The organism is Comamonas sp. UBA7840 (assembly GCF_002501455.1).
GTDB lineage: Bacteria > Pseudomonadota > Gammaproteobacteria > Burkholderiales > Burkholderiaceae_C > Comamonas > Comamonas jiangduensis.
This window is the reverse complement of record NZ_DLTI01000022.1, coordinates 85,917-104,478: the sequence shown is the minus strand read 5'-3', so window position 1 is coordinate 104,478 and position 18,562 is coordinate 85,917. Positions and strand designations below refer to the sequence as shown.

At 60.1% G+C, this 18,562-nt stretch carries 19 protein-coding genes; 12 read left to right on the top strand and 7 right to left on the bottom strand.

Annotation, left to right across the window (positions count from 1 at the left end; all coding sequences use genetic code 11):
• Positions 1-73: 73 nt before the first annotated feature.
• The gene (locus B3R00_RS07585) at positions 74-1,315 is read right to left on the bottom strand and encodes a multifunctional CCA addition/repair protein (protein ID WP_286998429.1); all 1,242 of its coding nucleotides are present in this window, start codon (positions 1,313-1,315) and stop codon (positions 74-76) included.
• An 83-nt stretch (positions 1,316-1,398) separates the two neighbouring features.
• Here B3R00_RS07585 and B3R00_RS07580 point away from each other — a divergent pair, with 83 nt between their 5' ends.
• A complete protein-coding gene (locus B3R00_RS07580; RefSeq protein ID WP_286998427.1) occupies positions 1,399-1,854 on the top strand; it encodes a hypothetical protein in 456 nt (151 codons plus the stop codon).
• A 68-nt stretch (positions 1,855-1,922) separates the two neighbouring features.
• Positions 1,923-2,627: a 7-cyano-7-deazaguanine synthase QueC gene (gene queC / locus B3R00_RS07575; protein WP_286998425.1), complete on the top strand. Its 705-nt coding sequence runs from the start codon at positions 1,923-1,925 to the stop codon at positions 2,625-2,627.
• Positions 2,628-2,641: 14 nt separating this feature from the next.
• On the opposite strand, the gene B3R00_RS07570 is transcribed toward queC, so the two are convergent.
• From B3R00_RS07570 to B3R00_RS07560, 3 genes are all read right to left on the bottom strand, one after another.
• The gene (locus tag B3R00_RS07570) at positions 2,642-3,325 is read right to left on the bottom strand and encodes a glutathione S-transferase family protein (protein WP_286998423.1); all 684 of its coding nucleotides are present in this window, start codon (positions 3,323-3,325) and stop codon (positions 2,642-2,644) included.
• A 93-nt stretch (positions 3,326-3,418) separates the two neighbouring features.
• Positions 3,419-3,694, bottom strand: coding sequence for a hypothetical protein (locus B3R00_RS07565; protein WP_284213054.1), 276 nt, complete (start codon positions 3,692-3,694; stop codon positions 3,419-3,421).
• Between the two features lie 19 nt (positions 3,695-3,713).
• Positions 3,714-4,286, bottom strand: a complete 573-nt coding sequence (locus B3R00_RS07560; RefSeq protein ID WP_219162849.1) for a 5-formyltetrahydrofolate cyclo-ligase — start codon at positions 4,284-4,286, stop codon at positions 3,714-3,716.
• Positions 4,287-4,300: 14 nt separating this feature from the next.
• Between B3R00_RS07560 and B3R00_RS07555 the strand changes: the two genes are divergently transcribed.
• Positions 4,301-6,283: a lytic transglycosylase domain-containing protein gene (locus B3R00_RS07555; protein ID WP_286998421.1), complete on the top strand. Its 1,983-nt coding sequence runs from the start codon at positions 4,301-4,303 to the stop codon at positions 6,281-6,283.
• Between the two features lie 126 nt (positions 6,284-6,409).
• Here B3R00_RS07555 and B3R00_RS07550 read toward each other — a convergent pair whose 3' ends face one another.
• The 3 genes from B3R00_RS07550 to B3R00_RS07540 form a co-directional block, all read right to left on the bottom strand.
• Positions 6,410-7,207: an aspartate dehydrogenase gene (locus B3R00_RS07550; RefSeq protein WP_286998420.1), complete on the bottom strand. Its 798-nt coding sequence runs from the start codon at positions 7,205-7,207 to the stop codon at positions 6,410-6,412.
• 154 nt (positions 7,208-7,361) lie between these two features.
• Positions 7,362-8,306 (bottom strand): MBL fold metallo-hydrolase, encoded by a 945-nt coding sequence (locus B3R00_RS07545; protein ID WP_286998419.1) that lies wholly within the window; start codon positions 8,304-8,306, stop codon positions 7,362-7,364.
• A gap of 2 nt (positions 8,307-8,308) precedes the next feature.
• Entirely contained in the window at positions 8,309-10,018 is a 1,710-nt protein-coding gene (locus B3R00_RS07540; protein ID WP_286998552.1) for an AMP-binding protein, read from the bottom strand.
• Between the two features lie 212 nt (positions 10,019-10,230).
• Between B3R00_RS07540 and B3R00_RS07535 the strand changes: the two genes are divergently transcribed.
• The 9 genes from B3R00_RS07535 (at position 10,231) to B3R00_RS07495 (ending at position 18,469) form a co-directional block, all read left to right on the top strand.
• Complete coding sequence (locus B3R00_RS07535) at positions 10,231-10,713, top strand: Lrp/AsnC family transcriptional regulator (protein ID WP_219162845.1); 483 nt, start codon at positions 10,231-10,233, stop codon at positions 10,711-10,713.
• Between the two features lie 328 nt (positions 10,714-11,041).
• A complete protein-coding gene (locus B3R00_RS07530) occupies positions 11,042-11,752 on the top strand; it encodes a GNAT family N-acetyltransferase (protein ID WP_286998418.1) in 711 nt (236 codons plus the stop codon).
• A 105-nt stretch (positions 11,753-11,857) separates the two neighbouring features.
• Positions 11,858-12,742, top strand: a complete 885-nt coding sequence (locus B3R00_RS07525; protein ID WP_286998416.1) for an HlyC/CorC family transporter — start codon at positions 11,858-11,860, stop codon at positions 12,740-12,742.
• Positions 12,739-14,313, top strand: coding sequence for an apolipoprotein N-acyltransferase (gene lnt, locus B3R00_RS07520; protein WP_286998414.1), 1,575 nt, complete (start codon positions 12,739-12,741; stop codon positions 14,311-14,313). The genes B3R00_RS07525 and lnt overlap by 4 nt, the downstream gene beginning before the upstream one ends.
• 170 nt (positions 14,314-14,483) lie before the next feature.
• Entirely contained in the window at positions 14,484-15,008 is a 525-nt protein-coding gene (gene fabA / locus B3R00_RS07515; protein WP_219162843.1) for a bifunctional 3-hydroxydecanoyl-ACP dehydratase/trans-2-decenoyl-ACP isomerase, read from the top strand.
• Positions 15,005-16,225, top strand: coding sequence for a beta-ketoacyl-ACP synthase I (gene fabB / locus B3R00_RS07510; protein WP_286998413.1), 1,221 nt, complete (start codon positions 15,005-15,007; stop codon positions 16,223-16,225). Before fabA ends, fabB begins: the two co-directional genes overlap by 4 nt.
• Positions 16,226-16,331: 106 nt before the next feature.
• Positions 16,332-16,895 (top strand): D-glycero-alpha-D-manno-heptose-1,7-bisphosphate 7-phosphatase, encoded by a 564-nt coding sequence (locus tag B3R00_RS07505; protein WP_286998412.1) that lies wholly within the window; start codon positions 16,332-16,334, stop codon positions 16,893-16,895.
• A gap of 51 nt (positions 16,896-16,946) precedes the next feature.
• Positions 16,947-17,720 carry a lysophospholipid acyltransferase family protein gene (locus B3R00_RS07500; protein ID WP_219162840.1) on the top strand — a complete coding sequence of 258 codons (774 nt, stop codon included), beginning with the start codon at positions 16,947-16,949 and terminating at the stop codon, positions 17,718-17,720.
• Entirely contained in the window at positions 17,717-18,469 is a 753-nt protein-coding gene (locus B3R00_RS07495; protein WP_286998411.1) for a M48 family metallopeptidase, read from the top strand. The genes B3R00_RS07500 and B3R00_RS07495 overlap by 4 nt, the downstream gene beginning before the upstream one ends.
• Positions 18,470-18,562 lie beyond the last annotated feature (93 nt).

Sequence of the window (18,562 nt, the reverse complement as noted above, 5' to 3'; positions counted from 1 at the left end):
GTACATATTCCGCCTTGTTCCAGAGGCTGCGTTTAGCGGTTTTCCCTTGCTGGAAACCCCGTAGCGTATTGGCTTACATAGCCGCCAAAGCCTGTGCCACGGCCTGCGTGCGTGCGGCGGTGACGGCTTCGCCAATCGCTTTGCCTTGGAGGCCTTGCTGGGCGGCGGCTTGGGCAATCGGCGCTGTGTTGACCGCCAGCGCGGCGTCCAGCGCGGCCTGTAGGCGCAGACGCTGGGGGTAGGGCTGGGTTTGTAGGCCCTTACGGCCCCGTGCGTCGCATTCGCAGGCCAGCAATGCTTCAGTAAAGCGCTCGGGTTTACGGATGGCGTCGCAGCGCTCCAGCAGGCGCATCACGGCGGCGGCGTTCAGATCGCTGCTGCGGTGGATGTTGCCGTGCTCGCGCGCCACCACGTCGGCCAGCTCTTTGCAGTCGTTGGGCACGCGCCAGCGGTCGCAGACTGCTTGGAGCAGCCGGGCGCTGCGCTGCTCATGGCCAATGTGGCGCGGCAGCACATCGGCGGGCGTGGTGCCTTTGCCAAAGTCATGGCACAGGCAGGCAAAACGTACCGTCAGCGGTGCATGCAACTGCGCGGCCATGTCCAGCACCAGCATGGCGTGCACACCGGAGTCCACCTCGGGGTGGTACTCGGGGCGCTGCGGCACGCCCCACAGGCGGTTGAGCTCGGGCAGGATGACTTGCAAGGCACCGCAGTTGCGCAGCACCTCAAACATGCGTGAGGGTTGGGCTTCCATCAGCCCGCGGCAGATTTCCTGCCACACGCGCTCGGGCACCAGGTGGTCGGTCTCGCCAGCTTGCACCATCTCGCGCATCAGTTGCAGCGTTTCGGGGGCGACGCTGAAGTCCTCAAAACGCGCCGCAAAGCGGGCCACGCGCAGGATGCGCACCGGGTCTTCGCGGAACGCATCGGTCACATGGCGCAGCAGTTTGGCTTGCAAATCCGCTTGGCCGTTATAAGGGTCAAATATGGCTCCAACGCCCGTCCAGTCTGCGGGGGCTGCTATGGCATTGATGGTCAAGTCGCGCCGGGCCAAGTCTTCTTCGAGTGTGACGTCGGGCGAGGTATGCACCACAAAGCCGCGGTAGCCCACGCCGCTTTTGCGCTCGGTGCGCGCCAGTGCGTATTCCTCGTGGGTTTTGGGGTGCAAGAACACGGGGAAGTCTTTGCCCACAGGCGTAAAGCCTTGGGCTGTCATGTCTTCGGGGGTGGCGCCCACAACCACCCAATCGGTGTCATGAAAAGGGCGCTGCAACAGGCGGTCGCGCACGGCGCCGCCGACCTGGTAAATCTTCATGCCAGCAAGTGTAGAGGCGTGTGCGAGGGAATGGGCTTTGTTGCTAGAGTTGCCCCCTTATTGTTTTGTTTGTGCGTGCTGCCATGTCCCTGCTTGCTTCTTTGACCATTGCCCAGCTGAACCCCGACGGCAGCGTGCTCGTGCCTGAGGCGCCGGATGCGCAGGCCCAGGCGGCAGCGGCTGCACTGGAGCGTGAGGCGCAGTGGGAGGCCATGCAGGCGCAGATGAAAGATCTGCAAGCGGTGCTGGCCATGCCGCTCAAAGACATCTTGGCCGAGCACGACAAGCTCAAAAAAAATGCTGCCGCCTGGGATGCCTACGCCGCCATGTGGATGCTGGGCCAGCGCGCCATGCGCCGGATGGCCATGGACTTGGCGGCCAAACAGGGCGTGAGTGAAGAGGATGTGGTCAAGCAGGCCCTGACGTATGCCACCGATGTATTGAACAATGAGGGCGAAGACTTGGGCGGCTCGGTGGCACCTGCACAGTTGGAGCACATTGGTCGCCACAAGCCGTTTTTGCGCCAGCAGTTCAAATAGGCGGGCAGCGGGGCGGTGCATGCCCCAAGTGCGCAGGGGGTGTGCGCGAGCGTGCTGTAATTTCGCCCATGCATACGACCGCACTTGTGATGTTTTCGGGTGGACAAGATTCCACCACCTGCCTGGCCCATGCGCTCGCTCAGTACGAGCGCGTAGAAACCTTGGGTTTTGACTACGGCCAGCGCCATAGCGTGGAGATGACGCAGCGCCTGCGCGTGCTGGAAAAAATCCGTGCAGATTTTCCGCAGTGGGCGCCCAAGCTGGGGGACGACCATGTGCTGAGCCTGGATGTGCTCAAGCAAATTGGCGGTTCTTCGCTGACCGATGATGTGGCCTTTGCCATGCAGGCCGATGGCTTGCCCAACACCTTTGTGCCGGGGCGCAATCTGCTGTTTTTGACGCTGGCGGGGGCGCTGGCGTACCGCCGCGGGCTGCAAGTGATTGTGACCGGCGTGTGTGAAACGGATTTTTCAGGCTACCCGGATTGCCGCGACGACACCATGAAAGCCATGCAGCTGGCGCTGAACCTGGGTTTGGAGCGCCGCCTGCGCATTGCCACGCCGCTGATGTGGATTGACAAGGCCGCCACGTGGCAGATGGCCCATGCGTTGGGGGGCGAGGCGCTGGTGCAGCTGATCGTGCAAGACACCCACACCTGCTACGAAGGCACGCGCGATGTGCTGCACGACTGGGGCTATGGCTGCGGCACCTGCCCCGCGTGCGATCTGCGCGCCAAGGGCTGGCAGCGCTGGAAGCAGGCGCAGGCGGTGTAAGTGGGGGCAAGCGCTTAGCGCTGCGTACGGTAAGGCTCGTCTTCTGGCACAAAGTCGTGCTCGGCCAGTGCGGCGCGGCTCCACTCCTGCACCGCGGGCAGGGCACGCACGCGGTCGATGTAGGCGCGAATGGCGGGTGGCACGGGCAGGTCGTAGGTGTGCAGGCGCATGCACACCGGGGCAAAGAACGCATCGACCATGCTGAAAGCGCCCAACAGCATGGGGCCGCCGTGGGTTTGCAACTGGGTGCTCCACATCTCGACGATGCGCGCCACATCCGCGCGCACACCGGCTTGCTCGGCCCAGACCTTGGCCCCCACCTCGGGCAGATGGGCTTCGATGTTCATGGGGCAGTGGCTGCGCAGGGCAGTAAAGCCGCTGTGCATTTCTGCGCACAGGCTGCGTGCGCGGGCCCGGTCGTCCACTGCGCGGGGCCACACGCCGGCGAGGGGGAAGGTTTCTGCCAGATATTCGGCAATCGCCAGCGTGTCCCACACGGCCAGGCCGTCGTGCACCAGCAGCGGCACATTGCCCGTGGGGCTGAGCGCCCGCATGGTCTGCTTGAACTGGGAGTTGGGCGCAAAGCTGTCAAAGCGCACCATGACTTCCTCAAAGGCGATGCCCAACTGGCGCATCGCCACCCAGGGGCGCATCGACCATGAGGAGTAGTTCTTGTTGCCAATGTACAGCTGCAGCATGGTGCGCTCCTTAAAGGAAAACATAGCGCCTAGCGCTTGTAATGCTTAGGTCTGAGGTGGATAACTATTGAAAACCGTTGCAGTAACAGCGCCTTAAGCTTCTTTTTTTGCACGGGGGCGCAAACTGGCCTGGGCGGCCTGGGTTTGTTCCACCATGTGCGACAGCCACACCTGGCTCTCGGGCAAGTCAAACAGAAAGTCCCAGATGGCATCGTGCTGGCGCGGCGTGAGGCTGCGTGGGCCATGCTTGCGCATGTGGCGCTGCAGGCGTTGCACTTCGTCAGGCGTGAGCGGCTCGTGCATGGGGGTTAGCGGGGGGCGCTGCAGCAGCAGACGCTGGGGAACCGATTTCTTTTTGCGAACAGGCATACAAACAGTCTAAACACCATCACACCGGCCAAACGACGCCGTTGTCGTTCAGGATGGCGTCTAACGGCACATCGTGGGGTTCTGGCAGGAAATCTTCAATAAAACCCTGCGTAAAGCCCAGCCCCACCGTGAACGGGCGCGGGCTGAGGCTGGAGAGCGTGCGGTCATAAAACCCACCGCCATAGCCCAGACGGTAGCCGCCGGGGGCATAACCCACACAGGGCACAAACAGCAAAGAGGGGGTAATCACCTCGGTGTCTTTGGGTTTGGGAATGCCGTAGGCATCCTCTTCCATCGGGCAGCCGGGGTGCCAGGCGTGAAAGCGCATGGTCTTGGTGACTTTGTCGATCACCGGCAGGCCAATGCGGCGGCGCTGGGGTTTGTCGAGCAATTCGCCATCCTCTTTCCAGCGGTGCAGCACCGGCAAGGGGTCAAATTCGCCCTTGATCGGCCAGTAAGCACCTATGACCAGATCGGGGCGATGCACCAGCCAAATGCGCATCACGCGTTGTAAATCGTCTGCGCACTGTAGGCGGTCTGCCATATTCAGGCGTTGCTGTACCAAAGTGCGTCGAAGGGCCGTTTTGTCCATCACATAATTCCCCCATGCAATTGCACAAGATTCTGACACCGCTTTGCGCGGCCGCACTTTTAAGCCTTCCCGTTTCTTGGGCAGCAGCCCAAACAGCGGCGGACAATGTTTTGCTGCAAATGCAGGAAGCAGCGCGCAAAGGTGACAAAGCGCGGCTTTCTGCGTTGCTTCCACAGGCGGCAGGCCACCCGCTGGAGCCGTGGGCGGCGTACTGGGAATTGAAGGCACGCTTGAACACGGCAGCACCGTCCGAGGTTGATGCGTTTTTACAACGTTGGCGTGGCACTTACCAAGAAGACCGGCTGCGCAACGACTGGCTGCTGCTGCTGGGACAGCGCCGCCAGTGGAATGACTTTGCGCGCATGCTGCCCGAGTACCGCATGAACGACGACAAGGAAGTGCGGTGCTATGACCTGGCCATCCAAACCATTGAGCAGCGCCAGCCCGAGCACGCGACGCAAGAAGTGGTGCGCCTGTGGCATGGGCAGCGCGATGCCGATGACGGCTGCACCTATGCCGCTAGTGAGCTGTATGCCATCAAAAAGCTTGACGACAACGACATCTGGAAGCGCGCACGCCTGTCCGCAGAGCTGAACCGCCAGACCGGTGCGCGCCGTGCCGTGGCCATCGTCGCGCCGGATGCTTTGCAGCATGTGAGCGAAGTGTTTGCATCGCCCGCGAAATACCTGGCAGGCACCAGCAAGGTGCGTGGCGACACACGCCGCGAGCTGGCTTCGCTGGCGCTGATCCGCATTGCCAGCAATGACCCGGAACAAGCCGCCAATTTGATGGACACGCGCTGGGGCAGCCAGCTGCGCGCCGAAGAGCGCGACTGGGTGTGGGGGGTGATCGGCAAGGTCAGCGCACGCCGCTTGTCCAGCGATGCCGTGGACTACTTTGCCAAGGCTGGCAAGTCCGAGCGCATGTCCGAAGAGGCGCAGGAGTGGATGGTGCGCGCCAATTTGCGCGCCGGCAACTGGAAAGCCGTGCGCAAGACGATCGATGCCATGCCCGCTGCATTGCAAGCTGACAGCGCCTGGGTCTACTGGAAGGCGCGCGCTTTGCTCAATGACCGCCACGTGAGCCAGGCCGAACAGGCCGAAGCGCAGCGTTTGCTGCAAAGCATTGCCAGCGTGAAGGGCTTCTATGAAAAGCTGGCGCTGGAAGATTTGGGGCAAGTGGTACAGATGCCGCCTGCGCCCCAGCCGCTGACACCGCAAGAGCAAGCTGCTGCGGCCCAAAATCCTGGGCTGCAGCGTGCGCTGTATGCCATCAACATGGGGCTGCGCAGCGAAGGTGTGCGCGAGTGGAATTACACCGTGGGACTGCACATTCCCGGCGGAATGACCGACCGCGAACTGCTGGCGGCGGCCGACTTGGCGTGCAAACAGCAGGTGTGGGATCGCTGTATCAACACCAGTGAGCGCACCCGCGAGGTGATCGACTGGAAGCAGCGTTTTCCCATGCCATTCCACGATGCCGTAATTGCGCAGTCCAAGAATATTGGGCTGGACCCGGCCTATGTGTATGGCTTGATCCGCCAGGAGAGCCGCTTCATCATGGATGCGCGCTCACACGTGGGGGCATCGGGTTTGATGCAGGTGATGCCCGCCACGGCCCGTTGGACGGCCAAGAAAATTGGCATGACGGACTTTCAGCCCAGCATGATCAACGACCGCGATGTGAACATCGTCATCGGCACGTCCTACCTGAAGCTGGCGCTGGATGACTTTGATGGCTCTATGCCGATGGCCGCAGCGGGCTATAACGCGGGGCCAGGTCGCCCGCGCAATTGGCGCAATGGCCCCGTGCTGGATGGTGCGATCTGGGCCGAAAATGTGCCTTTCACGGAAACACGTGATTACGTGAAGAAGGTACTGTCCAACACCACCAACTACGCGGCCTTGATTACCGGCCAGCCCCAGTCGCTCAAAGCCCGGCTGGGCACCGTAGGCCCGAAGGTGACCATGGCGGAATACAACCGCGATTTGCCGTAAGTTGAATTTACGCCCCCCTAAAAATGGCTGCCCGCATGGCAGCCATTTTTGCGTGGAGCGCTGTATCTGCTGCAGCGTTCTGTGCTGCGCCGATCGGTGAGGGACGAGGGGTGTAGGCCGCAGCCCTTACATCACCCACCTGCCCGTGCGTTGCACGATGGCGCGCACGATGCTGTAGACCGTCAGGGCGGATGTTTTCGGATTGGCCGCCAAGGGCCTGCCTTGCAAAGTCAGTTCCATGCAGCCAAAAGCACCGCGGGCTTGGATGTGGTGCACATTGGTGTCGACGGCGGGGTCGGCAAACAGGCGCACCGTGGTGTGATCCAGCCCCAGCCCGGCCAGTGCCACCGTTGCGGCCACATTGGCATTTTTGGGGTAACGCAAGGCAGCTTCGCGCGCGGTGCCCTCAAAAATGCACACTGCTTCGCGCAGGCTGGCCAGCTCACACCATGCTGCAGCGGGGGTACCCGCCCATGCCAAAGGCGGTTTGCGCCCGGTGTAGATCACTTGAGCTAACCCTCCGAGCTGTGCGGCAGACAGGGCATCCACGCCTCCAATCGCGCCAGATACCAGCTGTATCTGGGTGTTGCCTGCTGCGGCGGCGGCCTCTAGGGCTTGCGCCATGCCGGGCGTACTCAAAGCCCCGATGGAGGCCACCACGCAAGCAATGCCGCGCTCCAGCGCGGGCTGCACATGCTGCGCAATCGCACTGTGGCCGGCGCACTCCACCAACAGAGCGGGGTGCGCAGTGTCTGGGAGAGCGTGTACGAGCTGCGCGCCCGGTGCTAAATCTGCCAGCGCCTCCAGCAGCTGTGGCGTGATCCGTGACACCACCACCCACTTGGGGTGTACGTGGGGGTACTGCTCCAACAGCGTCAGTACGCTGCGCCCGATAGCGCCGCAACCTACCAGTGCAATTTCCATGGTGAATATCTCCCTGCTTTCTTTTCTGCTGCTCTGAACGCACCGTAGCAGCCTGAAAGCCGAAGGGCCTGGAGCAGCAGCGTGTACGCAGGTCTTTTAACCGATTGTGGGCGGGGCAGTGGGGAGTTGTGCCCGCAAGACAGCGGCACAGCAATCAGCGGTTGCACAGCATGGTGGTGCCATCATGCTGCTCGATGGCGGCTGCGCCACTGCCCACGAGTTCTTGCACCAACTGATCCAGCCAAGCCTGCAGTGTGTGCGCCGCGAAATACTGGGCGTGCAATAGCCCGATGTAGGGGGTTTGCAAACACCAGTCATGTGCTTGCTGCAGCGGCAGGGTTTGCCACTCCAGCAGCTTGTATTTGAGTAGCACCTTGGCCGCGTAGCGGGCATGGCGCTCAGGGCGCTGCACAAAGCCTTGCAGGCGTTGGCGGGCCGTGGTCAGTGCACTGAAAACATCGCTGAACATGGGGCCGTGGCCGGGCAGCACCAAGGCGGGTTGCAAGGCTTCAATCACATCTAGGGTGGCAGTGACTTCTTCAAACGCCTGGATGCCTTCAATTTCCGGGAAGACCACGCCAAAGCCGTGCTCCCAGAGCGCGTCGGCTGAGATCAGTATGCGGCGTTCAGGCTCAAACAAGATGATGGAGTGCGGGTCATGTCCCGGCGCAGCATGGATTTGCCAGGTTTGCGCGCCCAGTTGGATGTCGGTGCCCGGTTGCAGCACATGCTGTGCCTGAAAGGGCGGGCATGTCTGGCCGGTTGGGGTGTAGCTCAGCGCAACAGGGTTCCACTGCGCCACATGCTGCGCTTGGCCCGGGGCAATCCAGGTTTGTGCGCTGGGCCACTGCGCCTGCAAGGCCGCGTTGCCGCCGCAGTGGTCGCTGTGCAGATGGGTGTTGAGGATGTGCGTGAGTGGCTTGCCACCAATGGTGCTGCGCACCAGATCCACGGTTTGTGCGGCGTGCACCCAGTACCCGGTGTCTACCACGGCGGCGCTGTGTGCATCCACAAACACGATGTTGTTGGCAGACAGCCAGCCTCTTTCCAGGAAAAACATACCGGGCCACAGGCCCGGTGTTGAGGTGGTGGCGGGCATGTTCAATGCGGGGCTGGCGCCTTGGCAGCGGCGGGGGTGTTACGCAGTTCGCGGCGCAAAATTTTGCCCACATTGGTCTTGGGCAATTCTTCGCGAAACTCGATGTATTTGGGGCGCTTGTAGCCTGTCAGGTTGTCGTGGCAGTAGCGCATCAAACGCTCTTCGGTCAGCGAGGGGTCGTTTTTGATGACAAACACCTTGATCGCTTCGCCCGAGTGTTCATCGGGCACCCCCACGGCAGCGCATTCCACCACACCGGGGCACAGCGAGATGACGTTTTCCAGCTCGTTGGGGAAGACGTTGAAGCCGCTGACCAAAATCATGTCTTTCTTGCGATCAATGATCTTGGTGTAGCCCCGCTCGTCCATCACGCCGATATCACCGGTGCGCATAAAGCCATCGGCGGTGAAGGCTTTGGCGGTTTCTTCGGGCTGGTTGTAATAGCCGCGCATGACGTTCGGGCCTTTGATGCAGATTTCGCCGTTTTGCCCTTGTGGGACGTTGTTGCCATCATCATCTTTGATAGCGATATCAATGCCCGGCAGGGGCAGGCCAATCGTGCCGCTGAAGTGGGTGGCGGTGACGGGGTTGTTGGTACCAATCGCGCACGTCTCGCTCATGCCCCAGCCCTCAATCATGACTTTGCCGGTCACTTTTTGCCATTGCTTGGCGGTACCTTCCGAGGCGGCCATGCCCCCCGCTTGGGAGACGGCCAGCGCGGAGAAGTCGATGGCACGGAACTTCTCGTTTTGCAGCAAGGCGTTGAACAAGGTGTTCACGGCCGGCAGGGTGTGGAAGGGGCGCTTGCGCAGCACTTCGACAAATTTGGGAATATCGCGCGGATTGGGAATCAGGCTCAGGCTGGAGCCTTGGCGCAGCGCCAGCAGCAGCAAGGTCAGGGCAAAGATGTGGTAGAGCGGCAAGGCGGCAATGCTGTGCAACTTGCTGAGGTTGGGTTGCCCCTGGTAGGCCGGCGCAAACCATGCTTCGGCCTGCAAGGTGGCGGCAATGATGTTGCGGTGGGTGAGGATCGCCCCCTTGGACAGGCCCGTGGTGCCCCCGGTGTATTGCAAAAAGGCGATGCTGTCGTGGTTGACGGAGGGTTTGCGCAGCGGCTTGCCAGCACCGATGGACAGTGCTTTCTTGAAGGGCGTGACGCTGCGGCCATCCAGCGCAATTTCGTACTTGGGCACCATTTTGGCGAGGTGCCGTACGGCAAACGTGATCCATGCGCCGTAGGCTGCGCCCAGCAGGTCGCCCATGGCGGTCATGCACACATGCTGGATACGCGTGCGCCCAATCACGTCCGCCAAGGTGTGCGCGAAGTTCTCCAAGATGATGATGACCGTGGCGCCAGAGTCTTTGAGCTGGTGCTCCAGCTCACGCGCGGTGTACAGCGGATTGACGTTGACGCAGGTGTAGCCCGCGCGCAGCACCCCCGCCATGCTGACGGCAAACTGCGGAATATTGGGCAGCATGATGGCAACCCGGGCGTCGGGTTCCAGCTGCAGGCTTTGCAGCCAGGCACCGAGCTGCTGGGAGAGCTTGTCCAGCTCGCCATACTTCATCCACACATCCATGCACACGCTGATGGGCTGATCGGCATACTTCTTCAATGAATCTTCCAGCAGTTCCACGACGGAGCTGTATTCCTCAGGCTTGATATCGTGAGGAACCCCGGCGGGATATTCCTTCAACCACAGTCGATCCATGTCAGTGCCTTTCATTGCAGAAGTTCCGATGCCCGCAAACATTCTTGAAGGCTGCACCTGATTTGGGGATGGGGCTTTACCTAGGAAGCGGCGCAACAGAGGGTTAGCACGGGCGCTGCAATATCAAAATAAAGGCGTGAGGTAATGCTTGTTTGCAAAAATCTGCAGCCAACTCTTATATATGACTGATTGCCTCCCTAAAATTCCACCACATGACTGCAGAACACACCCTCGATAAGCTTGACCGATCCATCCTGCGCCGGCTGCAGGAAAATGGCCGTGAAACGTATGACGTGATTGGCGAGCAGGTGGGCCTTTCGCCCAGCGCGGTGCTGCGCCGCGTCAAGCGGCTGGAGGAAGCAGGGGTGATCGAGCGCTACGTGGCCTTGGTGCCTCCTGAAAAAGTGGGGCTGGGCCTGACGGCATATTTGAACGTGCGGCTGGAAAAAAGCTCTGAAACCCACAAGCGCAACCCCATGGATGCGTTCAAGCAAAGCGTGCAAAACTGGCCCGAAGTGGTGGAGTGCGCATCACTGACCGGTGAGATGGATTACCTGCTGCGCGTAGTGGTGGCTGATATGCAGCACTACAGCCGCTTCATCATGGAAACCTTGCTCAAGCACCCCAGCGTATCGGATTGCAAAACCAGCTTTGTGCTGGACCGCGTGAAGGCGACGACCTCAGTGCCCGTGTAAAAATAAAAAGATAGCTACTCTCGTATTATTTATAAGCACTTCAACGTGCTTTGAATTTGAAATTGTCGTTAATAAAGCGCCGGCAGCTCACTTTTTGATATGACATGGAAAACAGCGCCTACGGGCGCTGTTTTTTGTGGTGCAAAAGCCGCGTTCGGGGCACGCCACCCCGGCAAGTTTGGGCCCCTTCATATCCAGGGTAAAGGTTTTATGTTGCAATGCAGCAAATACACGTAAACCCTAGGTTTAGGCTGCGCACCGGATAGATATCAAAGTGTGGTGCAATGGCTGAAACCACGCGCCAAGCCTCTCGCACAGGACTTTGACCATGACAGAGCCCCTCCGTTGGATCACTTCTCCTTGGAAAGCCAGCAAGCAATGGCTGCGCAAGGCATCGGCCAAGCGCAGCGTGCCCAGCATGGTGCCGATTCGCGAGCTGTCCGAGCGCCACCGCGCGCGCATCCGCGCGCACTTGCTCAAGCTGGACCAAAGCGATCGCTACCTGCGCTTTGGTTATGCCGCCAATGATGAGCAGGTGGTGCGCTATGCCGACAACCTGAACTTTGCGCGTGACGATATTTTTGGCATCTTCAATCGCCGCCTGGAGCTGATTGCCATGGCGCACCTGGCCTATGTGGACTTGGCCGAACACAGCAATTGCGCGGAATTTGGCGTGTCCGTGCTGAAAACTGCACGGGGGCTGGGGCTGGGCACCCGCTTGTTTGCACGGGCAATGCTGCACTCACGCAACAAGGGTGTGGAGATGATGTTCATTCACGCGCTGAGCGAGAACACGCCCATGCTCAAGATTGCGCGCAATGCAGGCGCTCGCGTCAAACGCGATGGCACCGAATCCGAAGCCTATTTGCAGCTGCCCGCAGCAGGGCTGGAGAGCCAAGTTTCAGAGCTGTGGGACAACCAAGTCGCCGAGGTGGACTACCAGTTCAAAAAACAGGCCAAGCAGTTTTGGAGCATCTTGGCGGATGTGCAGGAAATTCGCCAAGGGGTGCGCGAGGGGCGCCATAAGTCAGCGCCTTAAATGTGTGTAGCAGGCGCGGTTACCCGCAGGTGGTCATTGCTGGGGCACGGGAATCCGCTATCCTTGGGGCCCTATTCACTACCGCACGTCCTGCACTGAAAGACTGTGTCTGACCCGCATCCTGCGCGCCATGCTGAGCGCGAAGACAAGCGCACTTTCCTGCAAAAAATTGTCGAATTCATTCATCCGGGGCTCGACTCCAAGGATGAGTTGATCGAAACCCTGGCCGAAGCCGAAGACAACGAAGTCATTGGCACCGAAGCACGCGTCATGCTGGAAGGCGTGATTCGCATGGCAGACCGCACCGCCAGCGACATCATGGTGGCCGCTCCTCGCATGGACCTGCTGGACATCGAAGCTCCCTACGCCGAGATGCTGGTGCAAGTGATCCGCACGGCCCACTCTCGTTTCCCGGTCTACGAAGGCGAGCGTGACAACATCATTGGCATTTTGATGGCCAAAGACTTGCTCAAGCTGCAGCGCTCTCCCACCATGAATGTGCGTGCCTTGCTGCGGCCCGTAACGTTTGTGCCTGAGACCAAAGGCTTGTACGACCTGCTGCGCGAATTTCGATCCAATCGCAACCACATGAGCATTTTGGTGGACGAATTTGGCAGCGTGGCGGGCCTGGTCACGATGGAAGACGTGCTCGAAGAAATAGTGGGTGAAATCGAAGACGAGTTCGATGTGCCTGAAGAGGATGGCGACATCTTTGCCCTGGCTGACAACACCTACCGCGTGGCTGGTCATACGCCGCTCGAACGTGTGGAAGAGGCGTTCAGCGTGACTTTCCCCAGCGAAGACGGCGTGGATACATTCGAAACGATTGGTGGCTGGGTCAGCCATGAAATGGGGCGATTGCCCAAGCGTGGTGAGTCACTGCAGGCTGCGGGGTTGAAGTTGACGGTGCTGCATGCCAAAGGTGGTGCGGTGCGGTGGTTTCAGGTCACCCGTGTATCTGATGACTGGCCACAGGAGCGCACTGCATGAGCGCAGTGGCCCCGGCGCCAGCGCAGCGCACCCAGCTCTGGGGCTGGATGGTAGCCATGGTGGGCTCGGGTGCGCTGCAAGCGGCCTCACTGGCATGGCCTTCGAATGGGCAGCCGCTGTGGTGGCTGCAACTGCTGTCACTCAGCGTGCTGTGTGTCGGTGTGCAACGCGCGCACAGCGCCAAGCAAGTGGCATGGCTGGCGGGGCTGTTTGCCACCACCTGGCTGACCGCCACTTTCTGGTGGCTGTTTATTTCCATGCACACCTATGGTGGCTTGCCCGCGCCTTTGGCCGTGGTTGCGGTGCTGGCACTGGCGGCTTTTTTGGGCAGCTATTACGCGGTTGCGCTTTGGCTGTGGAAGCGCTGGGCACGACCGGGCTGGCACGCCGTCATGCTGTTTGCCGCATGCTGGACGTTGGCAGAGCTGGCGCGCGGCACGCTGTGGACAGGCTTTCCCTGGGGCGCGGTGGGCTATGCCCATGTGGAGGGGCCTTTGTCGGCCTGGCCCCGCTGGTTCGGTGTGTATGGCACCGGGCTGGTAGCTGCAGCCTTGGCGATGGGCGTGGCGCAGTCGCGCATTTTGTGGTCCCAAAAACTGCAGTTAGTGGGTGTCGGCTTGGTTGGGTGTACGGTATGGTTAGGCGCTGGCTGGAGTCAGCAGCAGGCCCAAATGTCTGATTCCGCCCAATCACCCGAACGCCCCGCTGTGACGGTGGCCTTGCTGCAGGGCAATATTGCGCAAGATGAAAAATTCATACCCGGCAGCGGGGTCGAGCAGGCATTGCAGTGGTATGGCGAGCGTTTGCTGCATCCGCAGGCGGAACTGGTGGTAGCGCCGGAAACCGCGATTCCGTTGCTGCCGCAGCAGTTGCCAGCAGGGTATTGGAAAGCAATTTCTGCGCCGTATCGGCAGCCCCAAAGCACATCGGCCGGATTGATCGGCATCCCTTTGGGTAATGAAGTGCGGGGCTATAGCAATGCCGTCGTGGGCTGGATGCCCGGGGAAATGCCAGAATATAGGTACGACAAGCACCATTTGGTGCCCTTTGGCGAATTCATTCCTCCGATGTTTCAGTGGTTTGTTCGCATGATGAACATACCCTTGGGTGACTTTTCGCGCGGCAGCGTGGGTCAGGCACCTTTTGTCTGGCGGGGTGAGCGCTGGGCGCCCAATATTTGTTACGAAGACTTATTCGGAGAAGAATTAGGAGCACGCTTTGCTGATGTTTCTAAGGCTCCGACAGTATTTGTCAATGTCAGCAATATTGGATGGTTTGGCGACAGCATTGCGGTAGATCAGCACTTGCAGATCAGCCGCATGCGCGCTTTAGAGTTTGAACGCCCGATGCTGCGTGCTACCAATACAGGAGCTACGGCGGTGATTGACCACCGCGGCGCGGTGCAAGCGGCTTTGCAGCCCTACACCCGCGACGTGCTCTTGGCGCAGGTGCATGGGCGAGACGGCATCACACCTTTTGCGCGCTGGGTATCGCACTGGGGGTTATGGCCGTTGTGGCTGTTTTGCGTGGTTGTCGTAGCTTGGTGTGCCAAGCAACGCAAGAAAATTTGAGCAAACAGGGTGTGATTGATACGTTATGTGAAGATTGCGTGGGCTTTCGCCCGCCAAGCTGGCTGTGAACTTCCATAATGTCCGGCTGTGCGCAGCACGCGTTTAAACTGTCGCGATCACATACACGAGAAACCAAGTAGCGGCTCAGCCGCTGCGGAGCAAGTTAGAAAATGGCTGAATCTTTTTCATATGAACAACTGATCGCTTCTGGTGAAGGCAAGTTGTTTAAGCCCGATAGCGGACGTTTGCCTCTGCCTCCCATGCTGATGTTTGATCGCATCACACACATCTCTGAAGATGGTGGCGCGCATGGACTGGGCAAAATCGTAGCTGAATTGGATGTCAACCCCGATTTGTGGTTCTTCAAGTGCCACTTCCAAGGTGACCCCGTCATGCCCGGCTGCTTGGGTTTGGACGCCATGTGGCAGCTGATTGGCTTTTATCTCACTTGGCTGCAACTGCCCGGTCGCGGCCGTGCGCTGGGTGCTGGCGAAGTGAAATTTACGGGGGAAGTTGGCCCCGACGTGAAGCTGGTGCGCTATGAAATCGACATCAAGCGCGTCATCAAGCGCAAGCTGAACATGGCGATTGGCGATGCGCGCCTATTTGCGGATGGCAAGGAAATCTATGTAGCCAACGACCTGCGCGTAGGGTTGTTCCTGCGTGAAGGTGACGGTCAAGGGACTGCGGCATGACAAAACGCGTAGTGATCACGGGCGCGGGCATTGTCTCGTGCATTGGTAACGACTTGGCGACGGTGGAGACTTCGCTGCGCGAAGGTCGATCCGGCATCAAAGCCATGCCCAAGTTCACAGAACTGGGTATGCGCAGTCAAGTGGCTGGCATTCCCGAGATCGACGTGGAAGCGCGCATTGACCGCAAGCAGTTGCGTTTTATGGGCGATGCAGCGGCTTACGCGCAGATCGCGCTGGAAGACGCCATTGCACAAGCAGGTTTGCCTCCAGAGATGGTGAGCCACCCGCGCACTGGTTTGATCATGGGCTCGGGCGGTGGATCACCTGCCAACCAGATCGAAGCGGCAGATACGCTGCGTGAGAAAGGCATTCGCCGCGTGGGGCCCTATCAGGTCACACGTTGTATGAGCTCAACGGTATCGGCTTGTCTTGCGACCAATTTCAAGGTCAAGGGCATCAATTACTCCATCACATCGGCATGCTCGACATCGGCGCACTGCATTGGCGCTGCGGCCCAGCAAATCGCCTGGGGCATGCAGGACGTGATGTTTGCAGGCGGCGGCGAAGAGCTGTCGTGGGGGATGTCGTTGCTGTTTGATGGCATGGGTGCCATGTCCAGCAAATACAACGCAACACCCGAGAAGGCTTCGCGTGCTTACGATGCCCACCGTGACGGCTTTGTGATTGCTGGCGGTGGCGGCGCTGTGGTGCTGGAAAGCCTGGAGCATGCACTGGCACGCGGCGCCCACATCTTGGGCGAAGTGGTGGGCTTTGGCGCGACCTCCGACGGTGAAGACATGGTGGCTCCATCGGGCGACGGTGCTGTGGCGTGCATGAAGCAGGCCCTGGAAACAGTGAACGCACCGATCGACTACATCAACACCCACGGCACATCGACCCCGGTGGGTGATATGCAAGAAGTGCGTGCCATGCAGGCCTTGTTCGGTGACAAGGTACCGCCTTTCTCGTCGACCAAGTCGTTGACGGGGCATTCGCTGGGAGCTACGGGTGTGCAGGAAGCGATTTACTGCCTGATTATGCTCAACAAGCAATTCATCGCGGGATCTGTGAACGTGGAAACCCCCGATGAAGCTTTGGGTGCGATGCCTTTGGTAACCCAAACCCGCGATGCGCAGTTGAACACGGTCTTGTCTAACAGCTTTGGCTTTGGTGGCACCAACGCATCGCTGGCATTGCGCCGTTGGACCGGCGCTTAACCCAAGCGCGGTGACCGACAAAAAGCGGTGGTGCTTGGGGTTTTCATAACCCTGGCACCGCCGCTTTTATCATGTGCCGATTGCTTGCATTGACTGCTTATTGCCTATGAAGCTCGCTATCTTGGATCGCATTGGTACCCTCAATATGGAGGGCGAGGATTCCATTGTGGCGCTCAAGGACTGGACGCCCCAAGAAGGGGTGCTGGAAGCGGTGGCACAGCTCAACCGTGGCGGCTGGCATGTCGCGCTGGCCACCAACCAGCCTGGTCTGGGGCGCGGCAGTTTTGATGTGAATGACCTCAACGCCATTCATTTGCGCATGCAGCGGGAGCTGGCTGCTGCCGGGGCGCGCATCGAGGCGGTGTTTTTTTGTCCGCACACGCCGGAAGAGCACTGCGCGTGCCGCAAGCCTGCGCCCGGCTTGCTGCAGCAAGTGGCTGCCCGGTACGGTGCAGAGCCGCACGAAGTGTGGGTGGTTGGGCAAAACGCCAAGCATTTGCAGGCTGGTGAAGCGATGCATGCCCATGTGATCTGCTTGCAGCTGGATGAGCAAACGCCTGCCTCCGACATGGCGTCACATATACCGCGCTACACCAGTTGGAAAGCGCTGGCCGATGCGCTGGCGCCCGATGTGCAGGTGCCACCTCCTGCCCCCGTGGTTACGGGTTAATTGGTGCACACTCTCTGTTTTTGACACTGGCCTATCGTTAGGACTGCCTTCATGTCGTTTATTCGCTCTGTGATCCACATGCTGTGGATGGGCATCACTGTCGTTCCTTATACCTTGCTGATTTTGATCGTGCGCCTGTTCGGTGGCTCTGCAGCGCTGCGCTGGAAGATTGCCCGCGCGTGGCTCAAGCTGAGTGTGGACAGCGCTGGATGGTTTTGTGGCGTGAAATACCGTGTGCAAGGCATGGAAAACCTGCCTACGGATGCGCAGCAAGGCGTGGTGCTGCTGTGCAAGCACCAATCGACCTACGAAACCTTTTTGATGCCAGCGATCATGCCCCGCGCTTTGGCCTATGTGTTCAAGAAAGAGCTGCTGAGCATCCCCTTCTTTGGCTGGTCGATTGGCAGCCTGGACATGATTCACATTGACCGCAAGCATGGCTCTCGTGCGTTCCACAAGGTGGTGGAGCAAGGCAAGCGTCTGCTGGCGCAAGGTATCTGGGTCATCATGTTCCCCGAAGGCACCCGCGTTGCCCGTGGCGAAGTGGGCGAATACAAAACCGGCGCAACCCGTTTGGCCATCATGACGGGCGTTCCCGTGGTGCCGATTGCCGTGACTTCTGCCAAATGCTGGCCGCGCAAATCGTTTGTGAAAACCCCCGGTGTGGTGGATGTATCGGTGGGCCCGATGATTGCCAGCGCAGGGCGCAAGCACGAAGAGCTGATGGTGGAAGTGCAAGCCTGGATCGAAGCCGAAATGCGCCGTCTGGACCCCGAGGCCTACCCGGCAGCTACCGCAGCCATCAGCAACGACGGTCAAGCTTGAGCCCCTTGGAGTTTGCCCACCCGAAAGCCACGCACACCGCCCCACTGGGCAGTGCCCGCGTGGCTTATTGGCTGGTGCGCAGCAGCAGGCGCAGCATTGGGCTTGAGGTCAGTGACAGCGGCCTGACCGTACGCGCGCCCTTGCGCGCCAGCATGGCCAACATTGAAGCAGTGTTGCAGGAGAAGGCGCGCTGGGTACTTGCCAAGCTGGGTGAGCGCGAAACACGCAACCAGCAAGTGCCGCAGATTGCCTGGCAGCACGGTGCCTACTTGCCGTATCTGGGCGGCGTGCTGCAACTGCACTTGCACCCAGCAGCCCCACGGGGCGGCGAGTTGTTGGCCGTGGGAGAGCAGCGCTGGGCGTTGCATGTGAACTTGCCCACCGATGCAGCAGGCTCCAGCGTGCGCGCGCAAGTCAATGCATGGTGGCTGCGCCATGCACGGGCCGTATTTACTGAACGCCTGCAGCGCTTTGCACCCGAATTGGGCGTGCAGTGGCACAGCCTGCGCTTGTCCAATGCACGCACCCGCTGGGGCAGCGCCAAGGCGGATGGCGGCATCATGCTCAACTGGCGGCTGCTGCACTTTCGCCTGCCAGTGCTGGATTACGTGGTGATTCACGAACTCTCGCACCTGCGCGTGATGGACCATAGCCCCAGGTTTTGGGCGGTCGTCGCATCGGCATGCCCAGACTACGCACGTCTGCGCGCAGAACTGCACCAGCACCCAGCCCCAGACTGGGTGATATGAAAAGAATAGCGGTTAGCGCTTTACTAGTAATGACTTGGTGTTGAAAGTCGTCTAAGTTTGTTGTTTCGAAGGCGCTGGCAGCTATGTTTTTTT